This is a genomic window from Paenibacillus sp. D51F, assembly GCF_053345695.1.
The window spans coordinates 323,545-340,477 of record NZ_JBKFAO010000002.1 but is presented as its reverse complement, the minus strand read 5'-3'; the positions used below and the strand labels follow the sequence as shown (position 1 = coordinate 340,477).

Annotated in this window: 18 protein-coding genes; 10 read left to right on the top strand and 8 right to left on the bottom strand. The window is 56.9% G+C overall.

Annotated elements, in window-relative coordinates:
• The first annotated feature begins 81 nt into the window (after positions 1 to 81).
• From ACLBWT_RS05285 to ACLBWT_RS05275, 3 genes are read left to right on the top strand one after another with little or no spacing between them, the layout of a single operon-like run.
• A complete protein-coding gene (locus ACLBWT_RS05285; protein WP_447662003.1) occupies positions 82 to 1,446 on the top strand; it encodes a CapA family protein in 1,365 nt (454 codons plus the stop codon).
• Positions 1,443 to 2,219 (top strand): glycerophosphodiester phosphodiesterase, encoded by a 777-nt coding sequence (locus ACLBWT_RS05280; protein WP_447662002.1) that lies wholly within the window; start codon positions 1,443 to 1,445, stop codon positions 2,217 to 2,219. Before ACLBWT_RS05285 ends, ACLBWT_RS05280 begins: the two co-directional genes overlap by 4 nt.
• 25 nt (positions 2,220 to 2,244) lie before the next feature.
• Complete coding sequence (locus tag ACLBWT_RS05275; protein WP_447662001.1) at positions 2,245 to 3,117, top strand: DUF92 domain-containing protein; 873 nt, start codon at positions 2,245 to 2,247, stop codon at positions 3,115 to 3,117.
• 152 nt (positions 3,118 to 3,269) lie between these two features.
• Here ACLBWT_RS05275 and ACLBWT_RS05270 read toward each other — a convergent pair whose 3' ends face one another.
• The 5 genes from ACLBWT_RS05270 to ACLBWT_RS05250 form a co-directional block, all read right to left on the bottom strand.
• Positions 3,270 to 4,442: a hypothetical protein gene (locus ACLBWT_RS05270; RefSeq protein ID WP_447662000.1), complete on the bottom strand. Its 1,173-nt coding sequence runs from the start codon at positions 4,440 to 4,442 to the stop codon at positions 3,270 to 3,272.
• Between the two features lie 56 nt (positions 4,443 to 4,498).
• Positions 4,499 to 5,326 (bottom strand): C39 family peptidase, encoded by an 828-nt coding sequence (locus ACLBWT_RS05265; RefSeq protein ID WP_447661999.1) that lies wholly within the window; start codon positions 5,324 to 5,326, stop codon positions 4,499 to 4,501.
• Between the two features lie 334 nt (positions 5,327 to 5,660).
• A complete protein-coding gene (gene pepF / locus ACLBWT_RS05260) occupies positions 5,661 to 7,460 on the bottom strand; it encodes an oligoendopeptidase F (protein ID WP_447662251.1) in 1,800 nt (599 codons plus the stop codon).
• Between the two features lie 216 nt (positions 7,461 to 7,676).
• The gene (locus ACLBWT_RS05255) at positions 7,677 to 7,856 is read right to left on the bottom strand and encodes a hypothetical protein (protein ID WP_447661998.1); all 180 of its coding nucleotides are present in this window, start codon (positions 7,854 to 7,856) and stop codon (positions 7,677 to 7,679) included.
• Positions 7,857 to 8,014: 158 nt separating this feature from the next.
• Positions 8,015 to 8,248 (bottom strand): hypothetical protein, encoded by a 234-nt coding sequence (locus ACLBWT_RS05250; RefSeq protein WP_447661997.1) that lies wholly within the window; start codon positions 8,246 to 8,248, stop codon positions 8,015 to 8,017.
• Between the two features lie 161 nt (positions 8,249 to 8,409).
• Between ACLBWT_RS05250 and ACLBWT_RS05245 the strand changes: the two genes are divergently transcribed.
• The 6 genes from ACLBWT_RS05245 to ACLBWT_RS05220 all read left to right on the top strand — a co-directional run bounded on the left by ACLBWT_RS05245 (position 8,410) and on the right by ACLBWT_RS05220 (position 12,178).
• Complete coding sequence (locus ACLBWT_RS05245; RefSeq protein WP_447661996.1) at positions 8,410 to 8,841, top strand: hypothetical protein; 432 nt, start codon at positions 8,410 to 8,412, stop codon at positions 8,839 to 8,841.
• Positions 8,825 to 9,022: a cold shock domain-containing protein gene (locus tag ACLBWT_RS05240; RefSeq protein WP_021882190.1), complete on the top strand. Its 198-nt coding sequence runs from the start codon at positions 8,825 to 8,827 to the stop codon at positions 9,020 to 9,022. Before ACLBWT_RS05245 ends, ACLBWT_RS05240 begins: the two co-directional genes overlap by 17 nt.
• Before the next feature lie 382 nt (positions 9,023 to 9,404).
• Positions 9,405 to 9,722: a hypothetical protein gene (locus ACLBWT_RS05235; RefSeq protein ID WP_447661995.1), complete on the top strand. Its 318-nt coding sequence runs from the start codon at positions 9,405 to 9,407 to the stop codon at positions 9,720 to 9,722.
• 22 nt (positions 9,723 to 9,744) lie between these two features.
• Positions 9,745 to 10,827: a tetraprenyl-beta-curcumene synthase family protein gene (locus ACLBWT_RS05230; RefSeq protein WP_447661994.1), complete on the top strand. Its 1,083-nt coding sequence runs from the start codon at positions 9,745 to 9,747 to the stop codon at positions 10,825 to 10,827.
• Positions 10,828 to 10,880: 53 nt separating this feature from the next.
• Positions 10,881 to 11,849 (top strand): 6-phosphofructokinase, encoded by a 969-nt coding sequence (pfkA, locus tag ACLBWT_RS05225; RefSeq protein WP_048748577.1) that lies wholly within the window; start codon positions 10,881 to 10,883, stop codon positions 11,847 to 11,849.
• Between the two features lie 128 nt (positions 11,850 to 11,977).
• The gene (locus ACLBWT_RS05220) at positions 11,978 to 12,178 is read left to right on the top strand and encodes a DUF3906 family protein (protein WP_021881691.1); all 201 of its coding nucleotides are present in this window, start codon (positions 11,978 to 11,980) and stop codon (positions 12,176 to 12,178) included.
• 113 nt (positions 12,179 to 12,291) lie between these two features.
• Here the strand turns inward: ACLBWT_RS05220 and ACLBWT_RS05215 are convergent, their stop codons facing one another.
• The 3 genes from ACLBWT_RS05215 to ACLBWT_RS05205 all read right to left on the bottom strand — a co-directional run bounded on the left by ACLBWT_RS05215 (position 12,292) and on the right by ACLBWT_RS05205 (position 14,925).
• Positions 12,292 to 13,485 (bottom strand): putative glycoside hydrolase, encoded by a 1,194-nt coding sequence (locus ACLBWT_RS05215; RefSeq protein ID WP_447661993.1) that lies wholly within the window; start codon positions 13,483 to 13,485, stop codon positions 12,292 to 12,294.
• 265 nt (positions 13,486 to 13,750) lie between these two features.
• Complete coding sequence (locus tag ACLBWT_RS05210) at positions 13,751 to 13,939, bottom strand: hypothetical protein (protein ID WP_174806358.1); 189 nt, start codon at positions 13,937 to 13,939, stop codon at positions 13,751 to 13,753.
• A 152-nt stretch (positions 13,940 to 14,091) separates the two neighbouring features.
• A complete protein-coding gene (locus tag ACLBWT_RS05205) occupies positions 14,092 to 14,925 on the bottom strand; it encodes a YitT family protein (protein WP_447661992.1) in 834 nt (277 codons plus the stop codon).
• A 174-nt stretch (positions 14,926 to 15,099) separates the two neighbouring features.
• Between ACLBWT_RS05205 and ACLBWT_RS05200 the strand changes: the two genes are divergently transcribed.
• Positions 15,100 to 16,701 carry a DEAD/DEAH box helicase gene (locus ACLBWT_RS05200; RefSeq protein ID WP_447661991.1) on the top strand — a complete coding sequence of 534 codons (1,602 nt, stop codon included), beginning with the start codon at positions 15,100 to 15,102 and terminating at the stop codon, positions 16,699 to 16,701.
• Positions 16,702 to 16,933: the final 232 nt, after the last annotated feature.

Sequence of the window (16,933 nt, the reverse complement as noted above, 5' to 3'; positions counted from 1 at the left end):
ACTTGGTATAATGGCATGGTATTTGCATCGCGACCATCCTAATCCAAGCTACTTCATCATACCGAGAGGAGCTGTCTTTTTTTGTTCCTATCCCGTTCCAACTCCAGACAGCATCACAGTCGTCAGCGCAGGCACCGGCTCCGCCGGCTCGTCATCTTCAACTTCATTCTTCTGGCGGCCGCTGCCTTGCTTGTCGGCGGATTTCTATGGAACCGGCCGGAGCCTTCCGCCAGCGGAGACGGTACTTCAGCTTCTTCCGGAGACGCCGGCAGCGAGGGGGAGAACCCAGCGCCGGCAGCTTCGTCCTTTCCATCCAGCCCGAGTCCGCTGCCTTCTGCCAGCCCGGAGCAGCCTTCGGCGACTCCCGAGCCTAGCGAGGAGCCGAGCCCGTCGATGAGTCCGACGCCGGTACCGGCCGTCTCGGCGACTCCGAAAGCCACGCTGCCGCCGGCCGATTCCACGAGCCCGGGCAGCGGCTGGAGCGGCGATATGCCGAAGGATGCGGGAACCGTCCGCTTGGCTTTTACGGGCGACATCCTGCTGGCATCCAAAGTGGCGGATCAGATGGAGGCGAACGGCCTTGACTATCCGTTCACGGGCGCTGCTCCCTATCTGTCCAAGCCGGACCTGACGGCCGGCAATCTGGAGACGCCGATCACGCTGCGGGGCACGCCCGCAGAGAACAAGCAATATGTGTTCAAAGGCAAGCCCGGCTACTTGAAGCCGCTCAAAGACGCCGGCTTCGACGTCGTCACCGTCGCCAACAACCATACGCTCGACCAGGGTACGGAAGGGCTTCTGGACACGATGAAGTACCTCGACGACGTCAAGCTTCCCCATGTGGGAGGCGGCCGCAACGACAAGGAGGCCTTCGCTCCCGTCATTCTGGCAAGCAAAGGCGTCAAGATCGCCTACATAGGCGTCAGCCGCGTGCTTCCTGTAACGGACTGGATGGCAGGGCCGAAGCGGATCGGAGTCGCGGAAGCCTACAATTCGGCGAGGGCCGTCGAAGCGATCAGATCCGCCAAGGAGAAGGCTGATCTGGTCGTCGTCATGGTCCATTGGGGCACCGAGCGTTCCGAGCAGCCGAACGCGCAGCAGAAACGTCTCGCGAGGGATCTTGTCGATGCTGGAGCCGATCTCGTCATCGGCGCGCATCCCCATGTCCTGCAGGGCTTCGAGCTGTACAAGGGCAAGTGGATCGCCTACAGCCTGGGCAATTTCATTTTCACCTCGAATTCGAACTCGAAGACGAGCGAGACAGGCGTGCTGGACGCCGTCTGCTCCAAGGAAGGCAACTGCGGCCTGCAGTTCCATCCCATGAAAATTGCGCTGTCCCGGCCTGCTCCTATGGAAGGAGAGGAAGCCGCGGCGCTGCTGAGGCGTCTCGACAGCATCAGCTCCGCGGCTTCGGTCGGATCGGACGGCAAGGTGAAGTCGCGTTGAGGAATCCATGCGTCGCCCACCGCGGCTGGTCAGGCGCCGCGCCAGAGAATACGCTGGCCGCGGTTCGGCTGGCCGCGGAAGCGGATGATGTCGAGTGGGCCGAGATCGACGTGCAGCTATCCAGCGACGGCATTCCCGTTCTGATGCACGACAAGCGTCTGAGCCGCACGACGAATGGCGGGAGGGCGCAGGCTGCCCGCGTTGCTTCCGCCAAGCTTCTGTCCCTGGATGCCGGAAGCTGGTTTTCTCCGGCCTTCAAGCAGGAAGGCGTGCCGCTGCTGGAGGAAGTCCTGAAGGAAACAGGGGACAGGCTGAAGTTCAACATCGAGCTGAAGCGCCATGACCGGGTGGACGGCTTGCTGGAGGAGCGGGTGGCCGAGGCGGTGGAGCGGAGCGGAATGCGGGAGCGCTGCGTGCTGACCTCGTTCAGCAGGGAGTCGCTCAGGCATTTGAGCTCGCTTGATACGGGCATCAAGACCGGCCTGATCAGCGACAGCTGGAGCGCTTCCCTGCCGGCCGAGCTGTCGGCGCTTGGCTGCAGCCTGCTGTCGGCCGATCATTCCGCGATGAACCGCGAGCGGATCCGCCTCCTTAAGGCGGCCGGCATCCGGACGATGGTCTGGACGCTGAACGACTTTCGCCTTATCCGGCGTTATGCGCTCATGGACCCTTCGGTATTGATCTGCACGAATTACCCTGACCGCTGGCGGGAAGCGATGCGCAGCCTGCCGCAGCCGCTGGAGCTGCCGGGGCAGGAAGCGTGGCCGGGATGAGCAGACGAGGAAGCGGGGCGGAACGATGACGGAGAACGAGCTATGGACGCTGCTTGAATCGGAGCCGCTGCTGCGGCTGGCAATCGGAGCGGCAGGCAGCCTCGCCATTGCCGCAACGGCTTATCGGCTGCGGGCATTGTCGGGATCCGGGGCGGCAGCTGCCGCTTTCATGGGAGCCGGCTACGTCTTTTACGGGGGGCCGGTCTGGTTTGGTTTGCTGATCGCTTTTTTCGTCTCTTCGACCTTCTGGTCGAAGTGGAAGAAGAAGCATGCCGCCAAATCCGGAGCGGAAAAAAACTACGCCAAGGGCAGCAGGCGGGATGCCGGCCAGGTCATCGCCAATGGAGGCGTCGGCCTCATCCTTTGCGCGATTTACGGCTTCTGGCCGGAGCCATGGCTGCTGTATGCGTTTGTCGGCGTGATGGCCAGCGTCAACGCCGACACCTGGGCGACGGAGATCGGCGCGATCAGCCGCCGGGCGCCGGTATCGGTGCGCACGCTGCGCCGGGTGGCGCCCGGCGCGAGCGGCGGCGTCACGCCGCTCGGCAGCCTGGCGGCGCTCGCCGGCGGCGCCTTCATCGGCGCCTGCGCCATGCTGCTGGCGCAGGCGCCCACGGCCTGGAGCGCCGCGGCCATGCCGGCGCCGCCCGCAGCGGCTCTGCTGCTCGCCGGCGCCGCTGCGGGCTTGGCCGGCGCGTTCGCCGATTCATGGCTCGGCGCGACCGTCCAAGCCATGTACCGCTGCCGTGTCTGCGGCAGCGAGACGGAGCGCGCCGTCCATTGCGGCGCCGCTTCCAAGCGCATCCGCGGCTTTGGCTGGATGACGAACGACGCGGTCAACCTGCTGTCTTCCTTGATGGCCGGGGCGCTGGCTGCCCTGCTCGGACAGCTGTTCTAGCCCCGAAGCTGGAGAAATGGCGAGAGGGATAGGCTGATTTTTCAATCCAAAGAAGAGCCGAATGAAAGCATGCTTTCATTCGGCTCTTCTTTGTTCAGCAGCCTTGGGCTGGCCGTTAAGTTTGGACAGATTTATCCGAGCGTTCCTATCTTTTAGCCGGTAGGTATCAGATTGAATTCAACCTCGCCGTCATTTTTAAGAGGGTCCATGATGGAATATCCCAGATAGTTTTCGCTATTGAACAATTTGGAAGTGGTGAGTTCAAAGGGGGACTCCTCTGAAATTTTACCGCTTACTAAGTCGAGGCTGAGGATTTGATACATGGAATAGCGGTAATAGAGCTGATTTTGATCCGTAATAAAGGGTGAATCCACAGTCAGCTCCTTATCAGGCACTTCGACGATATGTTTGATTTCCCCTGTCTTTCTAAGAGCCGCCGTGATCTTGCCCATTTCCGTCCAAACGAACCAATCCTCATTTGCCGTGAAGTCGATCACAGCCAGACCATCCTTCAGCAGCTGAGGAGCTTCCTTGTTATCATAGCCGTAATGGACAAGCTGCACTTTTTTTTCGCTCTTACTCGCGAAGGAAGTTTGTTGGATCAGCATTCCGTTTTTGATGGGGCGCTGAAGCACAAAAAATGTCCCTGTGCGCTTCCCGCCTGTTTCGTCCAATTCGGCTTCTGCGACGATCTCGGCTTTCATGGCCGACGGTTTGAAGAGAATCGCATAGCTTGTTAGGATTTCCTTCTCTTTCTTTTTTTCAATCCAGGTCAGATCGTCGCCGTAGATCCGGAGGACGGGCGCATCAATTTCGGGGATGCCGCCGCCTTTGCGAATGGTCTGCAGGTCATTCGTGCTCAGATCCAGCGATCTGATTTCCCATGACAGCTCCTTGACCCGCTCCCGGTCATACTCGACCCAGTACAAAATGTTTTTGATGCCGACAAGCGAATTGATTATTTTATGGTCGGGAGCCGTGTATAGATCCTTGACGGATTTGCTGTTGATTTCCATCATGCTTATATAACTTTTGGATTCGTTGCTGCGGTCATATTCAAAAGCGATCAGCTTCTCATTTATATAGCTGGGAGCTAAAAAGGTGGATTCAAAAAATTTTTGTTTGATGGCATAGACATGCTCCTTGCGCACAACCGCTTTTTCAGGCACAGTCTCTACAGCCTTCACATCTTTTTCTTCCAGGGGCTCCAGTGCAGCGGGGGGAGATGTTGGTTCAGGCTCGGGCGTGCCTCCTCCGAAAAGGGAGCATCCGCTCAGCATGAAGACAAGTGAAACCGCGATGGCACTTGTCACGATCCTCTTCATCAGCTCTTCTCCCTCCTTTCTTTGACAGCGAGGGGGATTCCCCCTCGCTCGTTGCTTCACCAGATAACAGCCTTGCGGAAATGGGCTTGGTTTGCTGCCCATACACCATCGAACGGGTGCCATATGTTTCCAATCGTCACACCGCGCCCGCCTTGATCATAAGGGTCTGTGAGACGAAGCCTTTTGTTTTTGGAGTCCAATAAGTTATACCCGGAGGTATTCAAGATATGTCCCTCTACCGAGCTTGTATATAGAGGCATATTTTGAGGAGTGATTCGAAGATCCAGTACAGCGGGATTTCCCCAATCTATCGACAGAATCATAATTGATTTCCATGTTTCGTATTCTGTAGAAGAGAGGCTTTGATAGATATAACTTACAGCGCTTTGATGATTATTCAATATATCGTCCACCAGCGAGAAGTCCGTGCCATCTTTTGTTGTTCCCAATTTGCCGGCATAGTAGGTTTGCGACTCGGAGCTTCCATTTATTGCACCGAGAACTTGCTTTACTGTAGCTGGCCCGCACCAGTAGGATGTTTCTTGCTTATACCCTGTGACCGCAATCGTCCTGCTTTCAAGATCGGCCATCGTACCGTAGTCACCGTTTGCTTGGAGTTTTTGTGCGGCTAGTTTTTGCTTATGTTCTTGAACAAGCTTCATTTTTTCCGTGCTTGCTATCTGTTGTTCGTTTGTAGGCTTATCTTGGGTGTTTGTCGGATTATCGCCGGACCCAGCTGCAAAAATCGCGTTCGGTGCTGCAAGCGTAAGCATAAGAGCAGTCGTAGAGAGAAGCTTAACGGATTTTTTCATTTTTTCTCCTCCAGACTTATAGTTGATGCTCGCAATGTAGCTGCCGCGCGTTACAGCTTCATCAATGGGCATCTACTAACAAGAACCTTTATTCTTCCGGGCAGGTTGCATTTTTTTTGTAGAATTTTTTCATATATCAGTTTTTTTTGAGGATTAATAATGAAGATGAAATAGAAAAATATTGAGTCATAGTTTAATCGAAAATAAATATTTTTGCAGTAAATGTATTTGAATTAAATTAATTGGGTTTTATTTATCGCTAGCTGCAATGAAAGTTGAGTTGATATACCGTACTAGTCCTATCCTTTTCCGGCAACAACTTTGCTGACCATTGCCATTCCCCATGAAAAAAGCGTCCGTTCAAGCAGCTTGAGCTGCCTGTACGGACGCTTTTTGGGATGAAAGCTTACTTGGCCGATGCCGTCAGCTCCTCGAGCTGGCTGATGACGCTCTCGAACACGCTCATCGCCTGCTCGATCGGCTCCGGCGAGCTCATGTCGACGCCGGCCTTCTTGAGGATGTTGATCGAGAAGTCGCTGCCGCCGCTCTTCAGGAAGCCGAGATAGCGGTCCACCGCCGGCTGTCCTTCCTCCAGAATCTGCTTGGCGAAGCTGGTGGCGGCGGAGAAGCCGGTCGCATATTTGTACACGTAGAAGCTGTTGTAGAAGTGGGGGATGCGCGCCCATTCCATCTCGATGTCCTGATCCACGACCATGCCTTTGCCGTAATAGAGGACGTTGAGGTCGTAGTAGATCTTGGACAGCTCCTGCGGCGTCAGCGATTCGCCCGCCTCGGCCTTCTCATGGATGATCTTCTCGAACTCCGCGAACATCGTCTGGCGGAATACCGTCGTACGGAACTGGTCCGCATAATAGGTCAGAAGGTACATCTTCTCCTTCGGATCCGTGGATTTGTTCAGCAGGTGGTCCATCAGCAGCGCTTCGTTCAGCGTGGACGCCACTTCGGCGAGGAAGATGGTGTACTGCGCGTCGCGGTACTTCTGGTTGCCGTCGGAATAGTACGAGTGGAGGGCGTGGCCCATCTCATGCGTCAGCGTGAACATGCTGTTGAGGTTGTCCTTGTGGTTCAGCAGCACGTACGGATGCGTGCCGTAGGCTCCCCAGCTGTAGGCGCCGCTGCGCTTGCCTTCGTTCTCGTAGACGTCGATCCAGCTGTTGGCGTAGCCTTCCTGAAGCGCCTTGCCATAGTCGGCGCCGAGCGGCTTCAGGCTTTCCGCCATCATTTTTTTGGCTTCGTCGAAGGAAATCTTCATATCGAACTCATCGACCAGCGGTGCGAATAGATCGTACATATGGAGCTCGTCGACGCCGAGCAGCTTCTTGCGAAGCTCCATGTAGCGGTACATGAGCGGAAGCGACTTGTGCACCGTGTCGATCAGGTTCGTATAGACCGACTTGGGGATGTTGTCTCCGTAGAGCGACATCTCCAGTACGGAAGGATATTTGCGCGCCTTGGCATAAAAGACGTTTTTGGTCACATTCGAGCTGAGCGTCGAGGCCAGCGTATTTTTGAGCTTGCCGTATGTAGCGTACATCGTCTTGAACGCGTCCTCGCGGACCTGGCGGTTGCGGCTCTCGAGAAACTCGATGTAGCGGCCGTGGGAGAGCTCGACTTCCTCGCCCTTCTCGTTCTTGACTTTGGGGAATTTCAGATCCGCGTTGTTCAGCATGCTGAAGATCGTCTGCGGCGAAGAGCTGATGTTGCCGACCTGGGCCAGCAGCGACTCTTCGTTTTTGGAGAGGACATGTGCCTTCTGGCGTTTCATCTCCTCCAGCGTATGGCGGTAAGGAGCGAGCTGCGGATCGGCGATGAAAGCATCGAGCTTGTCGTCCGGAAGGGCAAGCACCTCGGGCGTAATGAAGCTGAGAGCTTCGCCGGCTTCGACGCTCAGGCGCTGCGATTTTTCGGACAGGGCCTGGAATTCAGGCTCGGCCGTATCCTCGTGATGCTTCATGTTGGCGTACACGTACAGACGCTCCACATGGTAGCCCAGATCGTCCTCGAGCTCGAAGCAAGCTTTGAGCTTGGCGGCGTCGCTGAGGGTGCCTTGATAGGAAGCGACGGATTTCAGCTTGGTCTTGGCTTCCTGGTATTCCTTGTCCCAAGCTTTCTGGTCGGCGAAAATGTCTTCCAGCTTCCAGCGGGACTCTGGCGCGGTCTCGGAACGTTTCGGTACTTGGCTCATAGTCGGCCTCCTTGTCGGGGTCTTGGATAGGGCCTGAGCGGGGGGCGGGAACGCCCCGCCGGCTCCGGATCGGGACAGGACCGCTTCGCTCTGTTCGGCGGAAATCCGCTGGGGACTTCCGGGCAGCAGGCTGAGGGACAGGAGCAGCGGAATCCATTTCATGGCATGACCTCCAACCAGGCATAGTCTGCCTAGTATGGCATGTCTTTCCCTTCGTTATGACCCCAGGTTGAACAAGGTCATGACGACGACGAGGAAAGCGAATGCCACGAGCACGATGGCGGTCAAGGCGAGCGGTTTGCGCAGCCGCTCGGGAATCTGGTTCCGGCTCATGAGGATGACGGCCCCCAGGACGAAAGCGGAAATAATGAAAATGGCAGCGGAAGTCGTATCCATCGCTAAGGGTTGCCTCCAATGCGGATTGCTGACGGCTGCCTGCATGGGCGAGAAAGCCGGCGCGGCCTTGCATAGGGGCAGGACAACAGACAACGCGCAACCGCTCGGTTATCCCATTCGGTGCGGAGCGCCGTTTTCCTGCCGGAGGTTCGGAACGGTCAGACTTCGCGGAGCGCTTCCAGGATGGCGATGCGCTCTTCCTCGCGTCCGACGAAATCGTCTGCACGGAACCTGTTCTCCGCCCAGTGCATCATTTCGGGACGGGATACGAACGTGAAGCATTCTTCGCCCCACTGATCCGATATTTCCCTGGCGATGAGCGTTTTTCCGTGGACCTCCACATTGAGCATGTTGTATTTGTCGCGTTTATAGATCTGATGCTTCTTAATCACGTGGCTTATGTCCTCCCGTTATTTGTTATCCCTTCATCATAGCGTTAAAAAAGTCTAGAAATCAACCGCGGAATCGGTCAGAATCTACCCGTCTCCAGAATATGGAGATTCTTCCTGCGCCGAGAGAGCGCCGGAGAAGAAGAGCGGAGGAGACCAAGAGAATGGGAACGGGAATGAAGCCTTACGGGCAGCAGGGAGTCGCCGTCACATGCCGGAGCCTCGAAGAGTACATGGCTATGTTCGGGCTGTCCGAGGAGGATCTGGCTGTCGGGGAGATCGCGGATGTCGCGGGAGGAGCATCGTCGTTCGCGGCGGATGCAGCAGCGCCCGGCTACCGGGCCGCTGCATTCGATCCTACGATTGATGGAAGCGGTTGCGGGTGCAGGCGGAATCGCGGACCTGATGCCTTCCCGACTGCCGTTCATCCCAGGCTCCGACCGGTATTTGCAGATTGCGATTTCGGCACGGTAAAAAATGGATTTAACCGTTCCGGCTCGTTGCATTCGGCATGGCTGGTGTGTATAATGAGCTTATTCGTCGCTCTCCAAGGCGGCGTCATTTTAGGAGGTTGTTCATTTGAAAGGAACAGTTAAGTGGTTCAACGCAGAAAAAGGCTACGGTTTCATCCAAGTCGAGAACGGTGAAGACGTATTCGTTCACTTCTCTGCTATCCAAACCGACGGCTTCAAGTCCCTGGACGAAGGTCAAGCTGTAGAATTCGACATCACGGACGGCAACCGCGGTCCTCAAGCTGCTAACGTCGTTAAACTGTAGGTTTATAGGATCCGCTTAGGCGGGTTTGCTTCTAATAGAGCAGAACAAGGCCCCCTCAAGGGGGCCTTGTTTTTTTGCGCCTTTTTTTAGTACCGGGAAAAGCATGGATGGCGAGGATGCTTGCCGATGCCGCCAAGGCCAGGCCGGAGAAGTCCCTTAGGGTGCTCCGTGATGAGGCTTCCCGGGCTGCCGCTCCGGGCGCCGACAACGCTTTGGGGGCGGTCATGTCGGACATGTGCCGAGCTTCACTCCTGTGGATGCCAATATCCGGCCGCAAGGACTCTTGAAAGGATAGCGCGGACGGTCGCACGGTGACATTGTTTTCGGCTCCGGTACTGGATTTTAGGGTTTCGGGATGGTAAAGTTATTTTGGAGGTTTACCATGGGGAATCGTTATTTCCGTACGGACAGCCGGCTCGGAATCCAGCTTCCGTCGCTGGACAAGCGTTGGGAGGACTACGAGGCCGGCGAACAGCTGTTCATCATCGAGCAGTGGGAGCTGATCCGCGGCCGCATACCGGATCTGGTCATGGCTTTCGAGGACAGGATCCGGGACAAGCAGCGGCTGCTCGAGGAAGAGGATGACTTCAGCCATTCCTGCTTCCTGAACAGCGAGATCGCCGAGCTTGCAAGCCGGATCAACGATCTGCATATCTGGTACCGCGTCAATCAGGAGATTGAACTGCGGCGCCATTCCTAAGCATATTCGGGAGGCGCCATATATGAGCGAACGAACATTGACAGCCGGCAAAGCGCCGGCAGAGCCATTGCGTCTGATGTACCGGGTGTACAAATACGCGCTTCCGGACGTCTCCGCGGAGCTTGAGAGCCTCAGGCAGCGCGCCGAGCGCATACCCGATCCCGAGCTCCGGACGCAGGCTCTGAGCAGCATGAAGGAAAAAAGGTTCCATTGCCAGGGAGGCTCCGTGTACGCAATCGCGGATCCGGCTTCCCGCAAGGTCCTCATACCGCTGATCGTCGCGCTGCAGACGATCAGCGACTATCTGGACAACTTATGCGACCGCAGCACATCGCTGGATGCGGATGATTTCCGGCTGCTGCACCGCTCGATGCTGGATGCCGTCGATCCGAAGGCGGAGCTGACGGATTATTATGCGCTGCGGGCGGAGCGTGACGACGGCGGTTATCTGCATCATCTGGTGCGCACCTGCCAGCGCCAGGCGGCCATGCTGCCCGGCTATGCCGCCGCTCAGCCGGAAGTATCCCGGCTGGTCGGCCTCTACGGCGATCTGCAGGTGTACAAGCATATCGCCAAGGATCTGCGGGAGGAGAAGCTGCTGGCGTGGTGGGAGCTGCATCAACGGGAGTACCCCGAGCTTCGGTGGAACGAATTCGCCGCGGCGACGGGCTCGACCCTCGGCATGTTCACGCTGTTCGCCGCCGCTCTTGATCCGGCTCTGACGCCGGATAGAGCGGTAGAAGTCAGGAGGGCTTATTTCCCCCACGTATGCGGGCTTCATATTCTTCTGGATTACTTGATCGACCAGGAGGAGGATCGCGAGGGCGGAGATCTCAACTTCTGCAACTACTACAGCGGCACGGGCGAGGCTGCCCAGCGGATCGGAGAGATCGTCCAGCGGGCCCGCGAGGATATCCGCAGGCTGCCGGAGCCCGGCTTCCACCGGATGATCGTTGAAGGGCTTTTGGCTCTTTATTTGTCCGACCCCAAGGTCAGCGGCCAACAGGATGTCCGCAGCGTATCCCGGAAGCTGATGAGGCGCAGCCCGCTGACCCGCTTGTTCTTCTTCATGAACAGCGTAGTCATCCGCCGCATACGCGCCTAAAACGAAGCTGTAAGCCATTTTTTTAAATAAATGCGTCATTGGAGGATTTACACATGTCAGCTGTTAAATCGATTGCTGTTCTGACCAGCGGCGGGGATTCCCAGGGAATGAACGCTGCCGTGCGCGCCGTGGTGCGCAGCGCCCTGTATTACGGACTGGATGTATACGGCGTCCAGAGAGGCTACCAAGGCTTGATCAACGATGACATCCGTCCTATGGACCTGCGAAGCGTCGGCGATATCATCCAGCGCGGAGGCACGGTGCTGCAGACGGCCCGCTGCAAGGAATTCCTGACGCCGGAAGGCCAGCAAAAGGGGGCTGACGTCCTGCGCGAGCGCGGCATCGACGGCCTCATCGTCATCGGAGGGGACGGCTCTTACCAAGGTGCGAACAAGCTGAGCAAGCTCGGCATCAAAACGATGGCATTGCCGGGCACGATCGACAACGATATCGCGTATACGGATTTCACCATCGGGTTCGACACGGCAGTCAGCATCGTCGTGGACGCCATCAACAAGCTGCGCGACACGATGACCTCGCATGAGCGCTCGTCCATTGTCGAAGTCATGGGCCGCCATTGCGGCGATATCGCACTCTATGCCGGTCTGGCGAGCGGAGCGGAGACGATCATCGTTCCCGAGGTCGAGTACGATCTGGACGAAGTGTCCCGCCGGATGCAGGACAATTTCAAGCACGGCAAGCGCCACAGCATCATCGTGGTCGCCGAAGGCGCGGGCAAGGGCGAGAATGTCGCCCAGCACATCACGGACTGCTGCGGCATTGAGCCGCGCACGACCGTGCTGGGCCATATCCAGCGCGGCGGGGCGCCAACCCACAACGACCGCATCCTTGCGAGCCAGCTTGGCGATTTTGCCGTACGCCAGCTTATGGAAGGCCATTCGGCCAAGTCCTGCGGCATCATCAAAGGCGAGCTGACCGCAACCGATATCGATCTTGTCGTCAACACGAAGAAGCCGTTCAATATGGAGCTGTACAACCTGGCTCTTCGCTTGTCCCAATAAGAAGCGTACCGTTCCAGAGCCAGAGCCAAGCCCTGTCCAGCGGCCCCAAGCCGCAGCGGCAGGGCTTTCTGGCAGGCCGGGCGCTGAGCTCGCTCCTAACGATGACATCTCTCAAGGAGGTATCACCTATGTTCCTGTATAAGATCGAGATTCAGCTTGAGCAAGGGCAGGCGCATCTGATCGTGCTTGCCGCGACAGACGAAAAGGCGTTTTCCTATGTGGAGAGCCATGTGCAGCGGCATTTCCTGAAAGTTCCCGAGATGACCTCCATCGCGATCGTGGAGAAGAAAAGGACGGAGCCGGGCAACGGCTATGTGATCGAAGGATAGCAGCGCGGGAATGCGAAATGAAAAAGGTCAGCAGCCTCGTTGAGGCTGCTGACCTTTTTGCTGGTGGAGGCGAAGCGATTGCCGCTCCTTTGGATGGATGGGAATAAGTGCGGTTATTTGAAGTTGGCGCTTTCCGTATAGCTGTTGCCTGCATTCCAGAGCAGATATTCCTCGACGCCCGTATCGTGAAGCGCCTTGATCTGGGCTTCCACCTCGGTTTTGCCGTACTTGATGTAATGGCCTTTGCCGAGCCAGCTGGCGGTGAAGTCCTGAATCCATGGCCGGATGACGGGCTTGTAGCTGCCGATCGGATCCAGCTTCTTGTGCGTGTCGACCATGGAGCCCTTGATGACCTGGTAGGGACTCGTGTCAGGGTTGGAGGCGCCGAACCAGCCGGCGGAATAATGGCTTGGATAGACCATCGGGCTGATCACGTCGACATACTTGGAAATCTTAACGAAATCCTGGCCGATGCCTTCCGCTGCCGGGACAGAGGCGGCGTATCCGAAGATGTCGACCGATACCCTGACGTTGAGAGGGGCCAGCTGCTCTCTGGCGTACTTGACGAATCCGGCGACCGCATCGACGCGGCTGATGTCGGTCTTCTCATACTTGAGAGTATCGGCTTTCTTCTCGAAGCCTTCCGGGAAGCGGACGTAATCGAACTGGATCTCCTTGAAGCCGAGCTTGGCGGCTTCCTTGGCCACCGCGATATTGTAGTCCCATACTTCCTTGGAGTAGGGGTTGACGAAGGCATCGCCTTTGCCGTTCTTCCAAAGCGTGCCATCCGGACGGACGTAGCTCAGCTCATGATGTTTCTCGGCGAGCACGGTGTCCTTGAACACGACGATCCGGGCGATCGGATAGACGTCATGCTCCTTCAGCTGGGACATCAGGGAAGGTATGTCCTTGATGTATTTCTTGGCGGTGCCGAGCTTGAGCAGCTCGGCGTTGTCCGTCGGGTACGTCAAGTAGCCGTTGTCGTCCTTGATGTCGATGACCATGCTGTTGAGATCCGTTTTGTCCAGAAGGCTCAGCAGCTTCGGGAGCCTGGCACCGCCCGCGCTGTGAGCGGTCACGTAGATGCCTTTGACGGCAGGAGCGTCCGGCTGCGGATCCTTTTTGACGTATTCGGCTCCGCCGGCATCCGGCGCCTGGACTTCCTTGGCCGGAACAGCCATGACTTCCTTGCCTGCGGCGGCGTTGAGGTAGGTGGCCATCATCCCATGGGATGCGTCTGCCTGCTGGCCGGTTCCTCCGGAGAGGAGCTGCATGAGGAGCAGCAGCGTCGAGTAAACCATTTCCATTCTATTCTCTCCCTATGTACTCTTCTCTTGAGATTATAAAACAGAATGGGCATGGCTGACACAAGAAATTTCATGCAAGTTGTTGAATTTGGGCGAATGGTGTCTATGTGCAACCGGAATGTGCAATCGGGTTGCATTTGTAAATGCGCGCAACCAAAAAGCCCGCCTCGAGGAGAGGCGGGCAGCCAGACGCATTCGGAACGGTACGTTCCTATCCTCGGGGCTTTCGCCTTGGGAGACGAAGCCAGCAGGCAGGGCCGGGCATTTAATGCAAAAGCGTTTGTTTCTGGTATTCACAAATGCTTTGCTGAACAATTTCCATTGCATCGGCGGGTTCCAGAACCGAAAATCCGTCCCGCAGGACGATTTTGAGGCCCAGCTCATGCTCCGTAAGGAAGGAATGAAGCTCAGGCGCCAATTTTTCCACAATCCTCGAAAGTTTGACCGTTTCCATATCCACCTTGCATCACCCTTTCTCATCGATGTGTTCAGGGCAGAACGCTGGGCATGAAACATGAACTACGGGATAGGGTCAGTATACCATTTCAGGGCTGCCATTCAAAGGTAAGCGGATAGAAATCCGCTGCTGCCCAATTGAGCACCCGTTCAATTCACATTGCGCCTGAAATCGCCGAGAATGCCGACCGTCTCCACGATATTGACGAAAGCCTTGGGATCAAGCTTGCGAACCATCCGCTTCAGCTCGTCCAGCTCGTAGCGGGTCGTGACGGTCATCAGCATGTCGTTTTCTTCGGAGGTGAATGCTCCCCTCGTGCGGATGACGGTGACTCCCCGAGGCCGTGCAAGCATCTGCTGGAGCATGTCCTCCGTGCGCTTGGTAATGATGAACACGGTCACTTTGAGATGGCGGATATAAATGATATCCACGATTTTCCCGGCGGTAAAAATCGATATAAGCGAATATAAAGCAATATCAGCGTTGCGGGTGAATGCGACAAGAATGACGATTACAAGGCTGTTGAGAAGAAAGATCATCATGCCGACGGGAAGGTCGCGGGTGCGGCTCAAGATGGATGCGATGACGTCGAATCCTCCGGAAGAACCTCCAGCCCGCAGGCAAAGCCCGGTTCCGAAGCCGAGGACGATGCCGCCGAATACCGATCCGAGCAGAATATCCCGGGCCAGGGTTTCGACAGGAATCAGCTGCATGAAGAGGGAAGCCGCCGCGACCGAGTAGGCGCTCCAGCCGACGAATCGCCTCCCGAGCGTGAACCATCCCCAGAGCAGCACCGGAATGTTGAGCACCAGATACAGCCAGCCGATATTGCTGCTCGTCAGGTAGCCGATCATCATGGAGATCCCGGAAATGCCGCCGCTCAGCAGCTGATGGGGAATAAGAAGCAAGTTGAACGCTGCGGCGATCATCAGCGAACCGGCCGTGACGGAAAGCCAGGACAAAGCGGCGCGCATTGGTTTCATGAGGACCTCCGGTCAGATTGCATTGAATAGCCTGGGGCGAGAAGCGGAAGGCTATTTGTCATGTCCACCCTAGTATGGCTTTGCATGCGGCTGGTATTCATGTATGTATTTGTGCTATACTAAACAGGATATTTTTGAAGCGAGCTTTACAAAGAGAAGGAGTTTGAATAAGATTTGAAAACATTTGCTGAATTTGGCCTCGACCCTAAGGTGTTGCAGGCAATTACAGAGCTTGGGTTCGAGGAATCCACGCCTATTCAAGACAAGTCCATTCCGATCGCGATGGGCGGCAGTGATATGATTGGCCAAGCACAGACCGGTACAGGCAAGACAGCGGCGTTCGGCATTCCGCTGATCAACAAGATTCCATCCAGCGAAGAGCGCATCGTGGCCCTGATCATGACGCCGACCCGCGAGCTGGCCATCCAGGTAGCCGAAGAAATCGGCAAGCTTTCCCGCTTCAAGGGAACCCGTTCTCTTCCTATCTACGGCGGTCAGGAAATCGGACGCCAGATCCGCGCTCTGAAGAAGCGCCCGCAAATCATTATCGGTACTCCAGGACGTCTTCTTGACCATATCAACCGCAAGACGATCAAGCTGGACGATGTCCAGACCGTCGTCCTCGACGAAGCGGATGAAATGCTGGACATGGGCTTCATGGAAGACATCACGTCGATTTTGAGCCTCGTGCCGGAAGAACGCCAGACGATGCTCTTCTCCGCGACGATGCCTCCGAACATCCAGCGTCTTGCCCAGCAATTCCTCAAAAATCCGGAGCATGTATCCGTCATTCCGAAGCAAGTCAGCGCGCCGCTGATCGCCCAGGCCTACATCGAAGTTCATGAGCGCCAGAAATTCGACGCCTTGAGCCGCCTGCTCGATATGGAAAGCCCTGAGCTCGCCATCATCTTCGGACGCACGAAGCGCCGGGTCGACGAACTGAGCGAAGCTCTGCAGAAGCGCGGCTATTCCGCGGACGGACTGCATGGCGACCTGTCCCAGAACCAGCGCGACAACGTCATGCGCAAGTTCCGCGACGGCAGCATCGACGTCCTCGTGGCGACGGACGTTGCGGCACGGGGTCTCGACGTATCGGGCGTAACGCATGTCATCAACTTCGACCTCCCGCAGGATCCGGAGAGCTACGTCCACCGGATCGGCCGTACAGGCCGTGCAGGCAAGGAAGGAACGGCATGGAGCTTCGTGACGCCGCGCGAGACGGATCACCTTCACTTCATCGAGAAGGTTACCCGCCAGCGCATCTCGAAGAAGCCGGTGCCTAGCCTGGCAGAGGCAATCGAAGGCAAGCAGCGCATTACAGCCGAGCGTATCCTTGAAATCGCGCAAAGCGAGAGCTTCCAGGAATACAAAGGCATCGCGATCCAGCTTCTGGAGCAATACGATTCCGTCAACCTGCTCGCCTCGGCGATCAAGCTGATCACAGGCGAGAAGAAGGATGTCAACGTCGAGCTTACACCTGAAGATCCGATCCGCGCTAAAAAGCGTCGTCCGGACGTTCGCTCCAGCGGCCGCCGGTTCTCCGGCAGCGGTTATGGCGGCGGCGGCGGCAACCGCAGCGGCAGCGGAAGCACCGGCGGCAGCGGTCCTCGCGGACGCAGCTACGGCAGCGGCGGCGGCAGCAGCTACGGCGGCAACCGCAGCAGCAGCAGCCGTGACGGCTATAAGCCAAGAACGGAAGGCAACCGCGGTTATGAAGGCCGCAGCTACGAAAATCGCAGCAGCGGCAGCGAAACGCGCCGTCCGACTGAAGGTTGATTTTCAAACCAAAAGCCGGGAAATCCGAATGCGGATTTCCCGGCTTTTTTCAATTCGACATCCATAAGCGAACGCCCGCCGCCAACAATGGCTGCGGACGTTCGTTTTTATTTCATCTACTGAATTTCAATGCCCCATGTTTGCCCTGATTCCATTCCTTGATGGATGCCGGCAGCGGTCCTTGCTTGACGGCAAGGATTCCCGTAGTCCGCAGCGGCAGCCAGCCCGCGAA

What these genes read in the sequence shown, in the direction of transcription:
- ACLBWT_RS05235 (WP_447661995.1), top strand. Translation starts at nt 9,405, where the DNA reads ATGGGGAATCGTTATTTCCGTACGGACAGCCGGCTCGGAATCCAGCTT.
- ACLBWT_RS05245 (WP_447661996.1), top strand. Translation starts at nt 8,410, where the DNA reads ATGGGAACGGGAATGAAGCCTTACGGGCAGCAGGGAGTCGCCGTCACA.
- ACLBWT_RS05270 (WP_447662000.1), bottom strand. Translation starts at nt 4,442, where the DNA reads ATGAAGAGGATCGTGACAAGTGCCATCGCGGTTTCACTTGTCTTCATG.
- ACLBWT_RS05255 (WP_447661998.1), bottom strand. Translation starts at nt 7,856, where the DNA reads ATGGATACGACTTCCGCTGCCATTTTCATTATTTCCGCTTTCGTCCTG.
- ACLBWT_RS05205 (WP_447661992.1), bottom strand. Translation starts at nt 14,925, where the DNA reads ATGAAACCAATGCGCGCCGCTTTGTCCTGGCTTTCCGTCACGGCCGGT.
- ACLBWT_RS05275 (WP_447662001.1), top strand. Translation starts at nt 2,245, where the DNA reads ATGACGGAGAACGAGCTATGGACGCTGCTTGAATCGGAGCCGCTGCTG.
- ACLBWT_RS05220 (WP_021881691.1), top strand. Translation starts at nt 11,978, where the DNA reads ATGTTCCTGTATAAGATCGAGATTCAGCTTGAGCAAGGGCAGGCGCAT.
- pfkA (WP_048748577.1), top strand. Translation starts at nt 10,881, where the DNA reads ATGTCAGCTGTTAAATCGATTGCTGTTCTGACCAGCGGCGGGGATTCC.
- ACLBWT_RS05210 (WP_174806358.1), bottom strand. Translation starts at nt 13,939, where the DNA reads ATGGAAACGGTCAAACTTTCGAGGATTGTGGAAAAATTGGCGCCTGAG.
- ACLBWT_RS05215 (WP_447661993.1), bottom strand. Translation starts at nt 13,485, where the DNA reads ATGGAAATGGTTTACTCGACGCTGCTGCTCCTCATGCAGCTCCTCTCC.
- ACLBWT_RS05265 (WP_447661999.1), bottom strand. Translation starts at nt 5,326, where the DNA reads ATGCCCATTGATGAAGCTGTAACGCGCGGCAGCTACATTGCGAGCATC.
- pepF (WP_447662251.1), bottom strand. Translation starts at nt 7,460, where the DNA reads ATGAGCCAAGTACCGAAACGTTCCGAGACCGCGCCAGAGTCCCGCTGG.
- ACLBWT_RS05230 (WP_447661994.1), top strand. Translation starts at nt 9,745, where the DNA reads ATGAGCGAACGAACATTGACAGCCGGCAAAGCGCCGGCAGAGCCATTG.